General features: G+C 61.4%; 15 protein-coding genes, 1 other RNA gene and 1 riboswitch. Of the genes, 10 read left to right on the plus strand and 6 right to left on the minus strand.

What is annotated here, in order from left to right; translation table 11 throughout:
* The 3 genes from IEX75_RS24170 to smpB all read right to left on the minus strand — a co-directional run.
* On the minus strand, positions 1-193 hold a 193-nt coding region (locus tag IEX75_RS24170; protein ID WP_343213824.1), incomplete at its 3' end, for a DUF6538 domain-containing protein.
* A gap of 80 nt (positions 194-273) precedes the next feature.
* Positions 274-625, minus strand: a transfer-messenger RNA (tmRNA) gene (ssrA, locus tag IEX75_RS13155).
* A 152-nt stretch (positions 626-777) separates the two neighbouring features.
* A complete protein-coding gene (gene smpB / locus IEX75_RS13160) occupies positions 778-1,272 on the minus strand; it encodes an SsrA-binding protein SmpB (RefSeq protein WP_188794752.1) in 495 nt (164 codons plus the stop codon).
* A gap of 73 nt (positions 1,273-1,345) precedes the next feature.
* On the opposite strand from smpB, the gene IEX75_RS13165 reads away from it, so the two are divergent.
* Both IEX75_RS13165 and IEX75_RS13170 read left to right on the plus strand, forming a co-directional pair.
* Positions 1,346-1,777 carry a type II toxin-antitoxin system RatA family toxin gene (locus IEX75_RS13165; RefSeq protein ID WP_188794753.1) on the plus strand — a complete coding sequence of 144 codons (432 nt, stop codon included), beginning with the start codon at positions 1,346-1,348 and terminating at the stop codon, positions 1,775-1,777.
* Positions 1,770-2,045, plus strand: coding sequence for an RnfH family protein (locus tag IEX75_RS13170; RefSeq protein ID WP_188794754.1), 276 nt, complete (start codon positions 1,770-1,772; stop codon positions 2,043-2,045). The genes IEX75_RS13165 and IEX75_RS13170 overlap by 8 nt, the downstream gene beginning before the upstream one ends.
* Before the next feature lie 14 nt (positions 2,046-2,059).
* Here IEX75_RS13170 and IEX75_RS13175 read toward each other — a convergent pair whose 3' ends face one another.
* Positions 2,060-2,545 carry an outer membrane protein assembly factor BamE gene (locus tag IEX75_RS13175; RefSeq protein ID WP_188794755.1) on the minus strand — a complete coding sequence of 162 codons (486 nt, stop codon included), beginning with the start codon at positions 2,543-2,545 and terminating at the stop codon, positions 2,060-2,062.
* A gap of 75 nt (positions 2,546-2,620) precedes the next feature.
* On the opposite strand from IEX75_RS13175, the gene fur reads away from it, so the two are divergent.
* Positions 2,621-3,040, plus strand: a complete 420-nt coding sequence (gene fur / locus IEX75_RS13180; protein ID WP_188794756.1) for a ferric iron uptake transcriptional regulator — start codon at positions 2,621-2,623, stop codon at positions 3,038-3,040.
* A gap of 494 nt (positions 3,041-3,534) precedes the next feature.
* Here fur and IEX75_RS13185 read toward each other — a convergent pair whose 3' ends face one another.
* The gene (locus IEX75_RS13185) at positions 3,535-5,124 is read right to left on the minus strand and encodes an MASE1 domain-containing sensor histidine kinase (RefSeq protein ID WP_188794757.1); all 1,590 of its coding nucleotides are present in this window, start codon (positions 5,122-5,124) and stop codon (positions 3,535-3,537) included.
* Positions 5,125-5,208: 84 nt separating this feature from the next.
* Between IEX75_RS13185 and IEX75_RS13190 the strand changes: the two genes are divergently transcribed.
* Positions 5,209-5,844, plus strand: a complete 636-nt coding sequence (locus IEX75_RS13190; RefSeq protein WP_188794758.1) for a response regulator — start codon at positions 5,209-5,211, stop codon at positions 5,842-5,844.
* Positions 5,845-6,026: 182 nt separating this feature from the next.
* Here the strand turns inward: IEX75_RS13190 and recN are convergent, their stop codons facing one another.
* Complete coding sequence (gene recN, locus IEX75_RS13195; protein ID WP_188794759.1) at positions 6,027-7,697, minus strand: DNA repair protein RecN; 1,671 nt, start codon at positions 7,695-7,697, stop codon at positions 6,027-6,029.
* A 163-nt stretch (positions 7,698-7,860) separates the two neighbouring features.
* Between recN and hrcA the strand changes: the two genes are divergently transcribed.
* The 6 genes from hrcA (at position 7,861) to dapB (ending at position 14,484) form a co-directional block, all read left to right on the plus strand.
* Positions 7,861-8,916: a heat-inducible transcriptional repressor HrcA gene (gene hrcA, locus IEX75_RS13200; protein WP_188794760.1), complete on the plus strand. Its 1,056-nt coding sequence runs from the start codon at positions 7,861-7,863 to the stop codon at positions 8,914-8,916.
* A gap of 83 nt (positions 8,917-8,999) precedes the next feature.
* Positions 9,000-9,536 (plus strand): nucleotide exchange factor GrpE, encoded by a 537-nt coding sequence (gene grpE, locus IEX75_RS13205; protein WP_188794761.1) that lies wholly within the window; start codon positions 9,000-9,002, stop codon positions 9,534-9,536.
* Positions 9,537-9,739: 203 nt separating this feature from the next.
* Positions 9,740-11,683 carry a molecular chaperone DnaK gene (gene dnaK / locus IEX75_RS13210; protein WP_188794762.1) on the plus strand — a complete coding sequence of 648 codons (1,944 nt, stop codon included), beginning with the start codon at positions 9,740-9,742 and terminating at the stop codon, positions 11,681-11,683.
* Between the two features lie 68 nt (positions 11,684-11,751).
* Positions 11,752-12,330: a TMEM175 family protein gene (locus IEX75_RS13215; RefSeq protein ID WP_188794763.1), complete on the plus strand. Its 579-nt coding sequence runs from the start codon at positions 11,752-11,754 to the stop codon at positions 12,328-12,330.
* Positions 12,327-13,445, plus strand: coding sequence for a molecular chaperone DnaJ (gene dnaJ, locus IEX75_RS13220; RefSeq protein WP_188794764.1), 1,119 nt, complete (start codon positions 12,327-12,329; stop codon positions 13,443-13,445). Before IEX75_RS13215 ends, dnaJ begins: the two co-directional genes overlap by 4 nt.
* 199 nt (positions 13,446-13,644) lie before the next feature.
* Positions 13,645-14,484: a 4-hydroxy-tetrahydrodipicolinate reductase gene (gene dapB, locus IEX75_RS13225; protein ID WP_188794765.1), complete on the plus strand. Its 840-nt coding sequence runs from the start codon at positions 13,645-13,647 to the stop codon at positions 14,482-14,484.
* A gap of 11 nt (positions 14,485-14,495) precedes the next feature.
* Positions 14,496-14,725, plus strand: a riboswitch (yybP-ykoY riboswitch).

The following is a 14,725-nucleotide window of genomic DNA, read 5'->3' on the forward strand; positions in this document are numbered from 1 at the left end:
CTCTCCTGAGTCGCTCAAACACGTTCCCAAGAGCATATCCTAAGGCTGAAGCCATCAATCGAGCACCATCGGCCCGAGCCCCTTGCAGGCTTCGGGTGAGGTAGCGAGAGCCGACTTGTGCCTGTAAATCAGTGGGCACGAAAAAGCGGACATAAAGTCCGCTTCGTCGTTTCAACAGCAAGGGTTTTGGCATTTCGATACCTCAAACGATACCTTGGGGGTGGCGAGTGAGGCGTCGAATTTCTCTTTGAAAATCAAAGAGGCCAAGTTGTATGGTGGAGGTGGCGGGAGTCGAACCCGCGTCCGAAGGCGCTTGACGCCCGGTACTACATGCTTAGCTCACTGTTGGATCTCGTCCCGCGACAGCACAGAGTGCGAGGCGCATCGAAGGACCAGCCCGCTTGATTTAACCCTGGCCGGCAGGCGGCAGCTTTGGGCGATCCCGTGATAATGACCCTACATCCACGAGCACAGGCACAAGTGGGTTCGGGGCTAGGCCTTAAGCGGCCAGAGCGTAGTTGTCGTCGTTGGCAACTATAAGTTTGCGGCTGGATTAACGAGGAAAGCTGCCCCCTCGGCATGCACCAAGCTATCTCACTACCCCCGTCGAAGCCAGAACACCCCCGGAGAAATCTAAGATGGCTTAAGCCCGACAATTATACACGCTTGATCAAATTTGATGATTGATTAATGTGGTTTCGCGTGTTGAGCGATGTTTAAAGTCGCTGAGCCCCGGCGTTCGCCGGGGCGACGGAAGAGGGGAGTGCGAGTGGTGAGTTAGGCTGCGCGATTATGCGAGCGCATGGTGCGCTGCTTTTCACGCTGCCAGTCGCGTTCCTTATCGGCGTTGCGCTTGTCGTGTTCCTGCTTGCCGCGAGCCAGGCCGATTTCCACTTTCACCTTGTTGCCTTTCCAGTACATGGCGATAGGCACCAGGGTGTAGCCCTTGCGTTCTACCGCACCGATGAGTTGGTCGATCTCCTGGCGGTGCAGCAGCAATTTGCGTGTGCGGCGGTCTACCGCTACCACGTGCGTGGATGCGCTGATCAGTGGCGGGATGGAGGTGCCCACCAGGAATATCTCACTCTTCAGCACCACGGCGTAGCCGTCGCCGAAGTTGATGCGGCCAGCGCGCAGGGCTTTGAGCTCCCATCCTTGCAAGGCAATGCCCGCCTCGAAGCGCTGGTCGATGTGGTATTCGTGCCGGGCGCGCTTGTTGAGGGCGATGGTGCCGCCGGATTCTTTTTTATCTTTGTCCTTCGCTTTTGCCATGTCCGTTAAACTTTGGGCTGTCGCCCCGTGCAGGCTGTCTGCATGTGGGTTGGATTCTTTTGATGAGGCTGCCGTGATCCAAATCCGCCGCAGTGCCTTGGTGAAATTCTCGCCGGCGCAGATGTTCGATCTGGTCAATGAGGTCGAAGCATACCCAAAGCGCTTCGCTTGGTGTGCCAACGCCGAGGTGATCGAGCGGGGGGATAACATGCTGGTGGCGCGGCTGGATCTCAAGTTTGCCGGCTTCCATCACAGCTTCACCACACGCAATACCATCGATCGTCCGCGCCGCTTGCAGGTAAGCCTGGTGAATGGGCCTTTCCGCAGCCTGGATGGGTTTTGGGATTTCATCCCCCTCGGTACGGATGGTTGCAAGGTGGCGCTTGAATTGGATTTCGACTATGCCGGCCGCCTGGGCGGTACGGCATTGAAGCTGGGCTTCCAAGGCCTGGCCAATCGCATGGTGGACGATTTCTGCCGTGAGGCGGACAAGGTCTATGGCTGACCGCATCACTGTGGAAGTGGTTTGTGCCACGCCGGAACGCCAGTTGCTGCGCCATGTGAGCTTGGCGGCGGGTAGTTCCGTGATGCAGGCGGTGGAGCAGTCGGGCATTTTGCAGGCAATGCCCGAGGTGCCGTTCGACCCTTCGCGCCTGGGTATCTTTTCCCGCCGCGTGGCGGCGGGTGACATGCTGCAGGATGGCGACCGGGTGGAAATCTACCGGCCGCTTACGTTGGATCCGAAAGATGCGCGGCGTCGCCGCGCGACGTAAGGCAGGCTAGGGGATCAGTGGCCGCCGCCGTTGTCGCCACCGTTATCGCCGCCATTGTCACCACCATCGCCGTTATCACCACCGCCGCCGCCGCTCTTATCGCCGGAGGTGTCGTTGACGTCGTACTTGGTCTTGTACTTGTTGCTCTGCTGCACCAGCTTCTGCGCATCCTGGAAGTACAGATTGCCTTCGGTGCGCACCAGCACATCGTTGTTGAAGAAGAGGCTCATGGCGTTGACCTTCATCTTCTCGCCACGATGCGAATACGTGGAGACGTAATCCCAGCGGTTCTGGTTGAACGGGGTGGATACGGAAGGGGTGCCTAGCAGCACCAGCACCTGGCGCTTGGTCAGACCCGGCTTGAGCTGGTCGGCAAGATTCTTGTCGATGGTTTTATCGAAAAGATTGCCCTGGGCGATGTCGGGGGTGTACACGAGATGACAGCTGGCGAGAGAGAGTGCCAGCGTGGCATAGCCCAGTGTGCGGATCAGCTTTTGCATTCGTAGTGCGTCCGGATCGGTAAGGTGTCGATGATACACTAATGGCTTGATTCCACCGTGTATTGGGAGCTTGCGATGGAGCAGGAAACTCAAGAACTCCGTAAAGCCGGGTTGAAGGTGACTCACCCCCGGATGCGCATTCTCCAGATCTTCGAAGAAGACGGCGTCCGCCACTTAACGGCCGAGGACGTCTACAAGAAGTTGCTTGCTCATCAGGAAGATATCGGCCTGGCCACGGTGTACCGGGTGCTGACCCAATTCGAGGCCGCCGGCATCCTCAGCAAACACAACTTCGAGGGCGGGCAGGCGGTTTACGAACTGGATCGTGGCCAGCACCACGACCACATGATCGACGTTGACAGCGGAAAGGTGATCGAGTTCGTCAGCGAGGAGATCGAGCGCTTGCAACGCGAGATAGCGGCCAAGCACGGCTATGAGATTCAGGATCATAGTTTGGTGCTGTATGTGAGGCCGTTGGGGAATCGGAAGAAGTAAGGGCTGGATCGGGCGCTTGGCGCACGGCTAGCGGTGCCTGCTGTGGCTGCTTTCCCCCGTCGTCATTCCGGCGCAGGCCGGAATCCAGTTCAAACACGCTGTGCGCAAGCACTCAACACCCATGCTTAGGTGTCCTTCGGACGCATACTTAGACTGGATTCCGGCCTGCGCCGGAATGACGGTGGGGCAAGATTGACCTTTTGCGGTGAAGCTGGGGCAGGGAAGAAAGCGACAGGCATAAAAAAAGCCGCGGGAGGACTCCTGTCCACCCTACGGCTTACCGTTGTCTCTTGACCTGCTGTGTATCGGAATTGCTCGCGATACGTGCGTTTGTCCAGACTCCGGCGGAGTGGCGTCCTGCCACTCTTCGAGCCTGCCGTCCCCACGGCTGACTCGGGCTCACCGTCTCGCGACGGCGGCTCCCCCACATCGATGGGACTGATCCTAACGAAGCCTTTACGAGGCTGGTATTGGAAAATTTCCTAGTTACAGTGTCACAAGTCACTGGTTTCGCGTCGGGATATGCTGCTTCGCAGCAAAATTCGCAGGTGTACACCCTGGTGATCAGGCCGCAAGCGGAACAATCCGCCCAGTGATGTGACGCGGTCACGCATGCCCTGCAGCCCCCTTCCGCCGCGTGGCACGCGTTCGGGCAGGCCTACGCCGTTGTCGCGAATATCCAGCAAAGCCAATGCTGCGCCCGCACGCTCGCCGATGCGGAGGCGTAGGCGGAACTCGGTGGCCTGGGCGTGCTTGACCGCATTGGTGGCGCTTTCCTGGGCCAACCGGTAGACCGCGGTACGGATGTCTTCCTCCAGCATGCGCGGGTCACCGTGCAGTTCGGTGTGATAGATCATGCCGGCGGTGGCGAGCAGGTCGCGGATAGGGCCTTCGTCCAGTGCGCGCATCAGGCCGAATTCGTCCAGCACGGCGGGGCGCAGGTCGTCCATCACGCGATGCAAGGCGCGGCGCATATGGGCCAGGATGCCGTTGATGGATGCGCTGATGTCCTCCATGCCTGCCTGCTTCAGACGGTTCTGCGCCAGCTTCACGTGGGTCTGGATGGCGGTGAGGTTCTGGCCCAGTTCGTCGTGCAGCTCGGCGGCCATGTGGCGGCGCTGGTTTTCTTCCGCCTGCAGGTTGCCGCGGGCGGCGTCGCGTAGTTGGCGTGCGAGGTGATCCAGGCGCCGGTTCACCGCCGCAAGGTAGACGTTCTGCTCCGCCATGCGCGCACTGCTGCGGCGAAGTGCGTCGGTGGCCGAGCCCAGCATCAACGCGCCCGTGCCGGCCACGGCCAGGAACATGTGCGAGGACGCCGTTGGTATGACATGGGTAAAGACGCGGTCGACGACGGCCATGCCAAGGCTCGATACCAGCATCGACAGGCTGGCCCCGCGCCATCCATGCCGGAAGGCGAAAAACAGCACTGGCGCCAGTGAGAGGATGCGCGCGAACTCGCGCTGGGGGGCCGCCTGTTCGGTAAGAATCAGCAGGATCACCAACGCCGGCAGCATCACCAGCAAACCATCCATCAGCAGCTCGGATATCTCCTGTTTCGATGGACGCGTACGCCACAGCATGATCAGCGGCGGCACGATCAACAGCAGGCCAACGTAGTTGCCGAGCATTTCGTTGCCGAAGCCTTCCAGCAAGCCGGTCGAGGGCAGCTCGCTGAGCAGCGCCATCATCAGCGCGTCGGTAGCCGTGGCAACGGCTCCCGTAAAGCCGCCGGCGAGTAGCAAGCGGGAGACTTCTTCCGGGTCGCGCATGCTGGGGCGCAGGTTCGCGCGGCGGAGCAGCCCCAGGCAGAGCGCCACGGCCAGCGGCTGCGGCAGATCCCCAAAGACGAAGGTCTGCCAGTCCGGCGTGTAGCCGTACCAGTATTCGATCGACTCGGCCGCAACGAGTTCGGCGCCGATCAGCCAACCCCAGTAACGGAAGGGCGACAGCAGCAGCACGCCAAAACGCAGGCCAAATTGCAGGGTCCAGTCTGGCTGCGTGGTGGGCCAGAGCAGACCCCAGAGCAGACCATAACCGAGACCGACCATGGGGCCGGAGGTGAGGAAGGAGAGTTTTAGACGCATCCGTGGATGTTAGCGAGCGGTGGGTGATCTGTGACGCCCGGTGTTGAAGGAGCAAAAGAAAAAAGATTTGCTAGAGTGCCGCTCATGCATAGCATCGTTCTGGTCGACGACCACGCCATAGTCCGCGAGGGGTTCAAACGGCTCATTGAAATGGAGCCGGATCTCGAGGTGGTCGCCGAGTGCCGCAACGCCGACGATGCGGTGGAGGCGATCAGTCAAACTCGCCCGGACTTGGTCGCGCTGGACTTGTCGTTGCCGGATGGCAGCGGGTTGCCGTTGATTGAGCACTTGCGCAGCGTTGCTACGGGCACGCGCATCGTGGTGTTGAGCATGCACGATGGCGAACCGTATGTATCGGAGGCCTTGCGGCGTGGTGCCAGTGGTTATGTCACCAAGGGGGCCGCTCCGGAGGAATTGGTGGCGGGGTTGCGCGCGGTGATGCGTGGCGAGCAGTTCCTCAGCTCCGATTTACGGCAGCGGCGTGCTGAGCGGCCCAATGACACGCTCGATCCCATCGACCGGCTTACGGCACGCGAGCATGAAGTGTTTTTGCTGCTGGCGGCGGGGCGTGCGCCGAAGCAGGTGGCGGCGGAATTGGGGATTGGGCAGAAGACGGTGTATATCCACCGCGCGAGCTTGATGGGGAAGTTGGGGGCGGGGTCGGAGTTGGATCTTTATCGCATTGCCAGCGAGCGGGGATTGCTGCAGTCGCGGCCGTAGGTTTGGGGCTGATGTATCCCCATGCTTTTTCCGTCATTCCGGCAAGAACCGAAGTGCGCGTTAATGCTGTTTCAGAGCGAGTCGTCATTCCGGCGAAGGCCGGAATCCATGGCGAGTGCGAAGCATGGATTCCGGCCTTCGCCGGAATGACGCCGCGGCAAGATTGAATTTTGCCCCCTAAGCTAGGCTTGCGCCTGCTCCAACATCTTCTTCGCATGCGCCCGTGTTTCGCGCGTAATTTCCACACCACCCAGCATGCGCGCCAACTCGTCACGCCGGCCTTCGGTATTCAACACTTCGATGCGGGTGTGCGTGGAGCCGCCGGAGGCATGCTTGCTCACACGCAAATGCGCATGACCTTGTGCAGCCACTTGCGGCAGATGCGTCACGCACAACACTTGGCAGCGCGAACCCAGCGCACGCAGTTTCTGCCCGACAACTTCGGCCACGGCGCCACCGATGCCGGTATCCACTTCATCGAACACCATGCAGCCGATGGTGTCTTTGCCCAGCGTTGCCACTTCAATCGCAAGACTGATACGGGCGAGTTCGCCGCCCGAGGCGACTTTGCGCAAAGCCCGGGGCGGCTGGCCTGGGTTGGCGCTTACCAATAGCTCACAGCGCTCACGGCCTTGCGGGTCGGGATCGTTGTTGTCGGAAACTTCCAGGGTAACTTGCAGCACGCCGCCGGCCATGCCGAGTTCGCCCATCAATGCGCTCACTTCCTTGCCGAGGCGCTTGGCGGCGGTTTGCCGGGCCTTGCTCAGGGCTTCGGCAGCTTTGTCGTAGTCGCGCTGCAGTTGTGTGCGTTGCGCATCGAGCCGTTCGAGCGCATCGCCAGCATTTTCCAGTTCGGTCAGTTCGTTCTGCACGGCGATGCGCTTAGCGTCGAGTTCGGCGACGGGCAGGCGGTGCTTGCGCGACAGCTCGTGCAGGCGTGTGAGGTGCGTGTCGACCTCGGCATAGCGTTCGGGATCGAGATCCACATCCTGTGCATAGCGCCCCATGCCGTCGACAGCTTCATTGAGTTGAATCTGCGCGTTGTCGAGCAATTCGAGCATCGGCGCGAGGCGATCGTCCAGCGTGGCGAGGCGGCTGAGTTCCGCATGCGCGCGGCCCAGCGACGAACGCAGCGCGAATTCGCTGTCGCCATCGAGCAGATCGACCACACCGGTGATGCCTTCCGTGAGCTTGCTCGCATTCGCCAGTCGCTTATGGCTGCTTTCCAGCTCCGTCAATTCGGCGGCGGGTAGCGCCCATTTTTCCAGTTCGGAAAGTTCGTGCCGCAGTAATTCCAGGCGATGTTCGCGATCTTCGCCGCCGGCCAGTTTGCGGATACGCGCGCCGAGGTCGCGCCATTGCTGGGCGATGTCGCGTACTTGCGCCACACGTGCTTCGTTTTCGGCGTAAGCGTCGAGCAAGTTCAATTGATGCGCGCGTTCCAGCAGCGCCTGGTGCTCGTGCTGGCCATGGATTTCCACCAACAATGCAGCAAGCTCGCCGATCTGGCCGATGGTGGCGGGGCGGCCGTTGATCCAGGCGCGAGAGCTGCCTTCGGCGCGAATCACGCGGCGTAGTTGGCAGGCGCCGTCTTCGTCCAGTTCTTCGCGCTTGAGCCAGTCGTGCGCCTCGGGCAGGTTGGCCAGGTCGAACTCCGCCGCCAGCTCCGCGCGATCGCTGCCGGCGCGCACGATGCCGCTGTCGGCACGTGCGCCGGCCAACAGCATCAGGGCATCTACCAGCAGGGACTTGCCGGCGCCGGTTTCCCCGCTGACCACGGTCAGGCCAGGGCCAAAAGCAAGATCGGCTTCTTCGACGACGGCGAGATGGCGGACGTAAAGGGAGGTGAGCATGAGGTGAGGATGGCAGTGGTCGTACGAATTGTAAGTGGGAACGGGGAACAGGGAATGGGGTGCGTCCAGCTTGGCGTGGCCTTGGTGCTGCCCGTTTCCCCCTTTCTTGCTTTCTTCACCGGCAAACCTTATTTCTTAGCCGTCTCACGGATTGCCACAGCGCATGTCTCGTCACCCAGGTCATGAACTTGATACCCGCGCACGGCGCTTGCTGCGCACGCTGATTGCGCAGTATCTGGTCGATGGTGAACCGGTCGGTTCACGTACGCTGTCGCGTTCGTCCGGGCTGGACGTGAGCCCGGCCACCATCCGTAACATCATGGCGGACCTGGAAGAAGCTGGCCTGGTTGCTTCGCCGCATACCTCCGCCGGACGTATACCTACACCACGCGGGTTACGCCTGTTTGTCGACAGCCTGATCGAATTGCAGCCGCTGGCGCGCGACGAGATGGTGCGGTTGCAGCGCGAACTCCCGCCGGGTCCGACCACGGTGCGCGACTTGGCCGGCAATGCCTCGGCCTTGCTATCGGCCATGACGCATTTCGCCGGCGTGGTGATGGTGCCGCGCCAGACTGACTTCCCCTTGCGGCACATCGATTTCGTGCCACTGCCGGACGCGCGCGTGCTGGTGATCCTGGTGTTCTCCGACAACCAGGTGCAGAACCGCGTGATCCAACTGGCCAAGCCGCTGGAAGGGCGAGTGCTGGAACAGGCGGCCAATTACATCAACGAGCATTTTGTCGGCCTGCGCGTGGACGACATCCGCGCGCATTTGCTGCGCGAATTGCGCGAGGCCAGCAGCGAGCTGCATCAGCTGCTTTCCAGGACGGTGGAGCTGGCGGCGGCGTCCTTTGCGCCCCAGGATGAAGACGTGCTGGTCAGCGGCCAGACCAACCTGATGGCGTACTCGGAACTGGGTAACCTGGAGCGTCTGCGCGACCTGTTCGAGGCGTTCCAGAAAAAGAACGAGTTGCTGCAGTTGATGGAAACCTGCGCCAAGGCACCCGGCGTGCGTTTGTTTATCGGCGAGGAATCGGGTTTCGCCGCCCTGGATGGCTGCAGCGTGGTCACCGCCAGTTACGGGGCCCAGGGCAGGCTGCTGGGTGCGGTCGGCGTGATCGGTCCCACACGCATGGCTTATGATCGTGTGATCCCGGTGGTGCAGGCCACCGCTCGCCTGCTCAGCGATGCCTTGAATCGCGCCGCTACGGCCTTATAAAAGCCGGTTGGGAGGCGGGTGTACCCGCAAATTTTGTGATGGTCGGCAGCCTTGCCGGCCTAGGACGATGTTTGGAGTCATTCATGCACAACAGCGATTCGCAGTCGCCCAACGAGATGCCGGAAACGGCCGCGGAGTACGCCGCCATGAGCGATGAGCTCGATGCGCTCAAGGCCAAGGTGGCCGAGCTGGAAACGAGCAACAAGGAATTGCGCGAGACCGTGCTGCGCGAAAAGGCTGAGCTGGAAAACCAGCGCCGCCGCCTGCATCGCGATCTGGAGCAGGCACGCCGTTTCGCCAACGAGAAGCTGCTCAACGACTTGCTGCCGGTGTACGACGGCCTGGAGCGCGGCCTGGCGGTGGAGGGCGGCGATGTCGCCACGATCCGCGAAGGCCTGAGCCTCACCCTGAAAGAGCTGCTGCGCATCGCCGGCAACAACGGCCTGGTGCCGGTCGATCCGCTCGACCAGCCGCTCGACCCCGAGCGTCATCACGCGGTGAGCATGGTGGAAGCCCCGGGCAAGGCGCCTGGCACCGTCGTGGCAGTGCTGCAGAAAGGCTACGTGTTGAACGATCGGCTGTTGCGCCCCGCATTGGTGTCGGTGGCCAAGGACGACTGAACGAGGAGAGAGTCTGGCGCTGCGCCCCGCACGACCACCTGGCGACCACTCAGGGGCTATGTGAACTACGCGGGGATGTTGAACAGACTCTAGTAATTCCAGAACTGCAGGGTTTACTTGGCATTGAAGGCTTTTCGCCAGAACCCCATCTGACAACCATTCGCGGCTGAGGGGCCGCATTCAAAGTTTCCGGAGCACACATCATGGGCAAAATCATCGGCATCGACCTGGGCACGACCAATTCGTGCGTAGCCATCATGGACGGCAGCACCGCCAAAGTGATTGAGAACTCGGAAGGCGATCGCACCACGCCATCCATTGTCGCGTTCACCAAGGACGGCGAAGTGCTGGTCGGCGCCCCCGCCAAGCGTCAGGGTGTCACCAATCCCAAGAACACGTTCTACGCGGTGAAGCGCCTGATCGGCCGCAAGTTCACCGACGCGGAAGTGCAGAAGGACATCCACATCGTGCCGTACGGCATCATGGCGCACGAGAATGGTGATGCCTGGGTGCAGACCTCCGATGGCAAGAAGATGGCGCCGCCGGAAGTTTCCGCGAAGGTGCTGATGAAGATGAAGAAGACCGCCGAGGATTACCTCGGTGAGCCGGTCACCGAAGCGGTGATCACCGTGCCGGCCTACTTCAACGACAGCCAGCGCCAGGCGACCAAGGACGCCGGCCGCATCGCTGGCCTGGACGTGAAGCGCATCATCAACGAGCCGACCGCAGCTGCACTGGCCTATGGTTTGGACAAGAAGGGCGGCGATCGCAAGATCGCGGTGTACGACCTTGGCGGCGGTACGTTCGACGTGTCGATCATCGAGATCGCGGAAGTCGACGGTGAGAAGCAGTTCGAAGTGCTGGCCACCAACGGCGACACCTTCCTCGGCGGTGAAGACTTCGACAAGCGTGTCATCGATTACCTCATCGAAGAATTCAAGAAGGACCAGGGCATCGATCTCAGCAAGGATCCGCTGGCGCTGCAGCGTCTGAAGGATGCAGCCGAGCGCGCGAAGATCGAGCTGTCGTCCTCGCACCAGACCGAAGTGAACCTGCCGTACGTCACAGCGGATGCCTCCGGTCCGAAGCATCTGAACATCAAGCTCACCCGCGCGAAGCTGGAAGCGCTGGTAGAAGACCTGGTCAAGCGCACCATCGAGCCCTGCCGTACCGCGCTCAACGATGCTGGCCTGCGCGTGTCCGACATCAGCGAAGTGATCCTCGTCGGCGGCCAGACCCGCATGCCGAAAGTGCAGGAAGCGGTGAAGGATTTCTTCGGCAAGGAGCCGCGCAAGGACGTCAATCCGGACGAAGCTGTCGCCGTCGGCGCGGCGATCCAGGGTGGCGTGCTGGGTGGTTCGGTGAAGGACGTGCTGCTGCTCGACGTTACCCCGCTGTCGCTGGGCATCGAGACCATGGGCGGCGTGATGACCAAGCTGATCGAGAAGAACACCACGGTGCCGACCAAGGCCTCGCAGGTGTTCTCCACCGCCGAAGACAACCAGACCGCGGTGACCGTGCATGTGCTGCAGGGTGAGCGTGAGCGTGCTTCCGGCAACAAGTCGCTGGGCAAGTTCGACCTGGCCGGCATCGACTCCGCACCCCGCGGCATGCCGCAGATCGAAGTGACCTTCGACATCGACGCCAACGGCATCCTGCATGTGTCCGCCAAGGACAAGAAGACCGGCAAGGAGCAGCGCATCGAGATCAAGGCCGGTTCCGGCCTGTCCGATGACGAAATCCAGCGCATGGTGGCCGATGCTGAAGCACACCGCGAAGAAGACAAGAAGTTCCAGGAGCTGGTGAGCACGCGTAACAAGGCCGACCAGTTGGTGCACGCCACGCGCAGTGCGCTGAAGGAGCACGGCGGCAAGGTGCCGGGCGCCCAGCTCAGCGAGATCGAAGGCGCGCTATCGGATCTGGAGAAGGTGAAGGACGGCGAAGACAAAGCCGCCATCGAAGCCAAGATCCAGAAGCTGGAGCAGGTGGCGCAGTCGTTGTATGCCGCGGCGCAAGCAGGCCATGCGGACGCGGGCCCGAGTGCTGGCGGCGATCAGCACGGCCCCGGCCCCGGTGGTTCCGCCCAGCCGGACGACGTGGTTGACGCCGAGTTCACCGAGGTGAAGAACGACCGCAAGTCGTCGTAAAGTAGCCACCAGGAAGACGAGCGCCATGCCCATGGCGCTCGTTTTTTTTGGAAGGGGAGGCCTGGAAGATGGAAAAAGGGCGGCTTGAAGCCTTTAGTGATGGTGTACTCGCCATCATCCTGACCATCATGGTGCTGGAGCTCAAAGTGCCGCACGGCGACGGCTGGCAGGTTTTGCTGCCGCAGTGGCCGGTGTTCCTAAGCTATGTGCTGAGCTTCGTCTACGTCGGCATCTACTGGAACAACCACCATCACTTCCTGCATGCTGCGGAGAAGGTGAATGGCGGCGTGCTGTGGGCCAACCTGCACCTGTTGTTCTGGTTGTCGCTGATGCCGGTGACGACCGGGTGGATGGGCGAGAACCACTTCGCACAACTGCCGGTGGCGTTGTATGGTTTTGTGCTACTGATGTGCGCCATCGCCTGGCAGCCGTTCCAGCGCAGTCTGATCGCGGCCAATGGTGGTGCATCCTCCCTGCTGGCGCAGGCGGTGGGCGGTGACTGGAAAGGCTGGGTCTCCGTCGCCATGTATGTGTGCGGCATCCTGTTGGCGTTCGTGACGCCGTGGGTGTCGTGTGTCCTTTATGCCACGGCAGCTGCGATCTGGTTCATTCCCGATCGGCGCATCGAATCGCGGATCATGAAATGAGCAAGCGTGACTACTACGAAATTTTGAGTGTCGAGCGAACGGCAGACGACGCTGAGCTGAAGAAAGCCTTCCGTCGCCTGGCGATGAAATACCATCCGGACCGCTGCCCTGACGATCCGCAAGCGCAGGAGAAGTTCAAGGAGGCCAAGGAGGCCTACGACGTTCTGTCCGATTCGCAGAAGCGCGCCATGTACGACCAGTACGGCCACGCTGCCTTTGAAGGCGGCACGGGCGGCCGAGGTGGTGCTGGCGGCTTCGGCGACATGGGCGATATCTTTGGGGACATCTTTGGCGATATCTTCGGTGGCGGCCGCTCTTCGCGTCCACGCCGCGGTGCGGATCTTCGCTACATCATGGAACTGGATCTCGAAGAAGCCGTGTTCGGTGTCGAGAAGAAGTTCGACATTCCCACCCAGGTCAACTGCCACCACTGCAACGGCAGCGGTTCGGAGGACGGCAAGACCGTCGGCTGCCGCACCTGTAACGGCCATGGCCGCGTGCGCATGCAGAACGGCATTTTCTCCATCCAGCAGACCTGTCCGCATTGCGGGGGCAGCGGCCGCGCCATCGAAAAGCCTTGCAAGAAGTGCCACGGCGAAGGGCGTCTGGAAGAAACGCGTACGTTGTCCGTGCGGATTCCGGCCGGCGTCGACAATGGCGATCGCATTCGTCTGGCCGGGCAGGGTGAGGCTGGGCCAGCGGGTTCCGAGGCCGGCGATCTTTACGTGGAAGTGCGTGTGCGTGAGCACGACATCTTTCAACGCGACGGCAGCAATCTTTTTTGCGAAGTACCGATTCGCATCTCGCAAGCCGCGCTGGGTGCGGAATTGCAGGTGCCTACGTTGGACGGCGAAGTGGCGATCACCATTCCGCCAGAAACGCAGACCGGGCAACAGTTCGTGCTGCGCGGGCGCGGGGTGAAATCCGTGCGTGGCGGCCGCACCGGTGACCTGGTTTGCCGAGTGGTGGTGGAGACGCCGGTGCGACTCACCCGCGAGCAGCGCGAGTTGCTGGAGAAGCTGGAAACGACCTTTGCCGATGACGACGAGCATTCGCCACGCGCGAAGGGCTTCATGGATGGGGTGAAACAGTTCTGGTCGCGGGTGACGTCCTGAATTTTTGCTCAAGGGAAGGGCATAAAAGTATGTGCCCTCCCATGGCCGTCATTCCCGCGAAAGCGGGAATCCATGCTCAAGGATGCATCCGAGCAAGATGGATATCCGCTTTCGCGGGCATCACGGCCTCCTGGGTAACTTTTATCATGGCGGGGTACGGCACCGTTCCATGACAAATGAAGAGCAAGGAACACTTCGCATGATTCAACCCATCCGCCTGGTCATCAACGGTGCCTCTGGCCGCATGGGTCGCGCTTTGCTCGCCTTGGTGCGCGAAGACAAGCGCTTCGAGCTGGTCAATGCGTTGGTGTCATCGAGTTCAACGCATAACGGCGGCCCCGTTTTCGCCGACTCTCCTGCATCGTTGCGCTACACACATGAGTGGAGCGCTGTTGCCGCGAATGCCGTCATCGATTTCAGTGGCCCGGATGGTCTTGCCGCCGCGATTGATTACTGCAGTGCGCATAAGGCGGCGTTGGTTACTGGAACCACCGGCGTCGACGCTGCGCTTCAAGCCAGGCTCCATGAAGCCAGCCAGCATATTCCCGTATTGCATGCCGCCAACTTCAGTCTCGGCGTGGCTGTATTGAAGCGCCTATTGCGCGAGGCCGCTGCGGCCTTGGCGGATTGGGATCTGGAAATCGTCGAAGCACATCACAGCCGCAAGGAAGATGCGCCGTCCGGCACGGCGTTGGCGCTGGGGCAGGCTGCTGCCGAAGCACGAGGCACCAGCTTGGCCAAGGATGCGGTGTACGTGCGCGAAGGCCGACCGGGTGCGCGCCGTGGCGGAAGTATCGGCTTTGCGGTGGTACGTGGTGGCGACGTGGTCGGTGAGCACACGGCTTTATTGCTCGGTCAGGGCGAACGAGTCGAGTTGAGTCATCGCGCTACCGATCGCTCGATTTTTGCGCGAGGGGCACTTGAGGCTGCAGCCTGGTTGGCTGGAAAAGAGCCAGGTGCTTATGGCATCGATGACATGCTGCAAGACCGCCTGCAGGAACCCCCCCATCCTGTTGTGAGGTTCAGGCGAAGCCTGTAGCATTCGCGCCACTCACTGTCATTGGGGAGTAGCCATCCTCGTTACATCTGGCCGCTTGGCCCGCGTGTATCGAGGAATCCGCGTCAACAGACTTGAAGCCTCGGCTTCATGGCGCGGATGGTTATCGCAGACACCACGTTTGCGATGGCTCGGCGAGACCTTTGGCCACGACGCGCTTACCCCGGCCGGGCGAGCGACGTGCGTGCGCCATCGGTTTTCGCTCGCCCGGCCCGGAATACCT

It is taken from the genome of Dyella nitratireducens, from assembly GCF_014642835.1.
GTDB classification, from domain to species: Bacteria; Pseudomonadota; Gammaproteobacteria; order Xanthomonadales; family Rhodanobacteraceae; genus Dyella_B; species Dyella_B nitratireducens.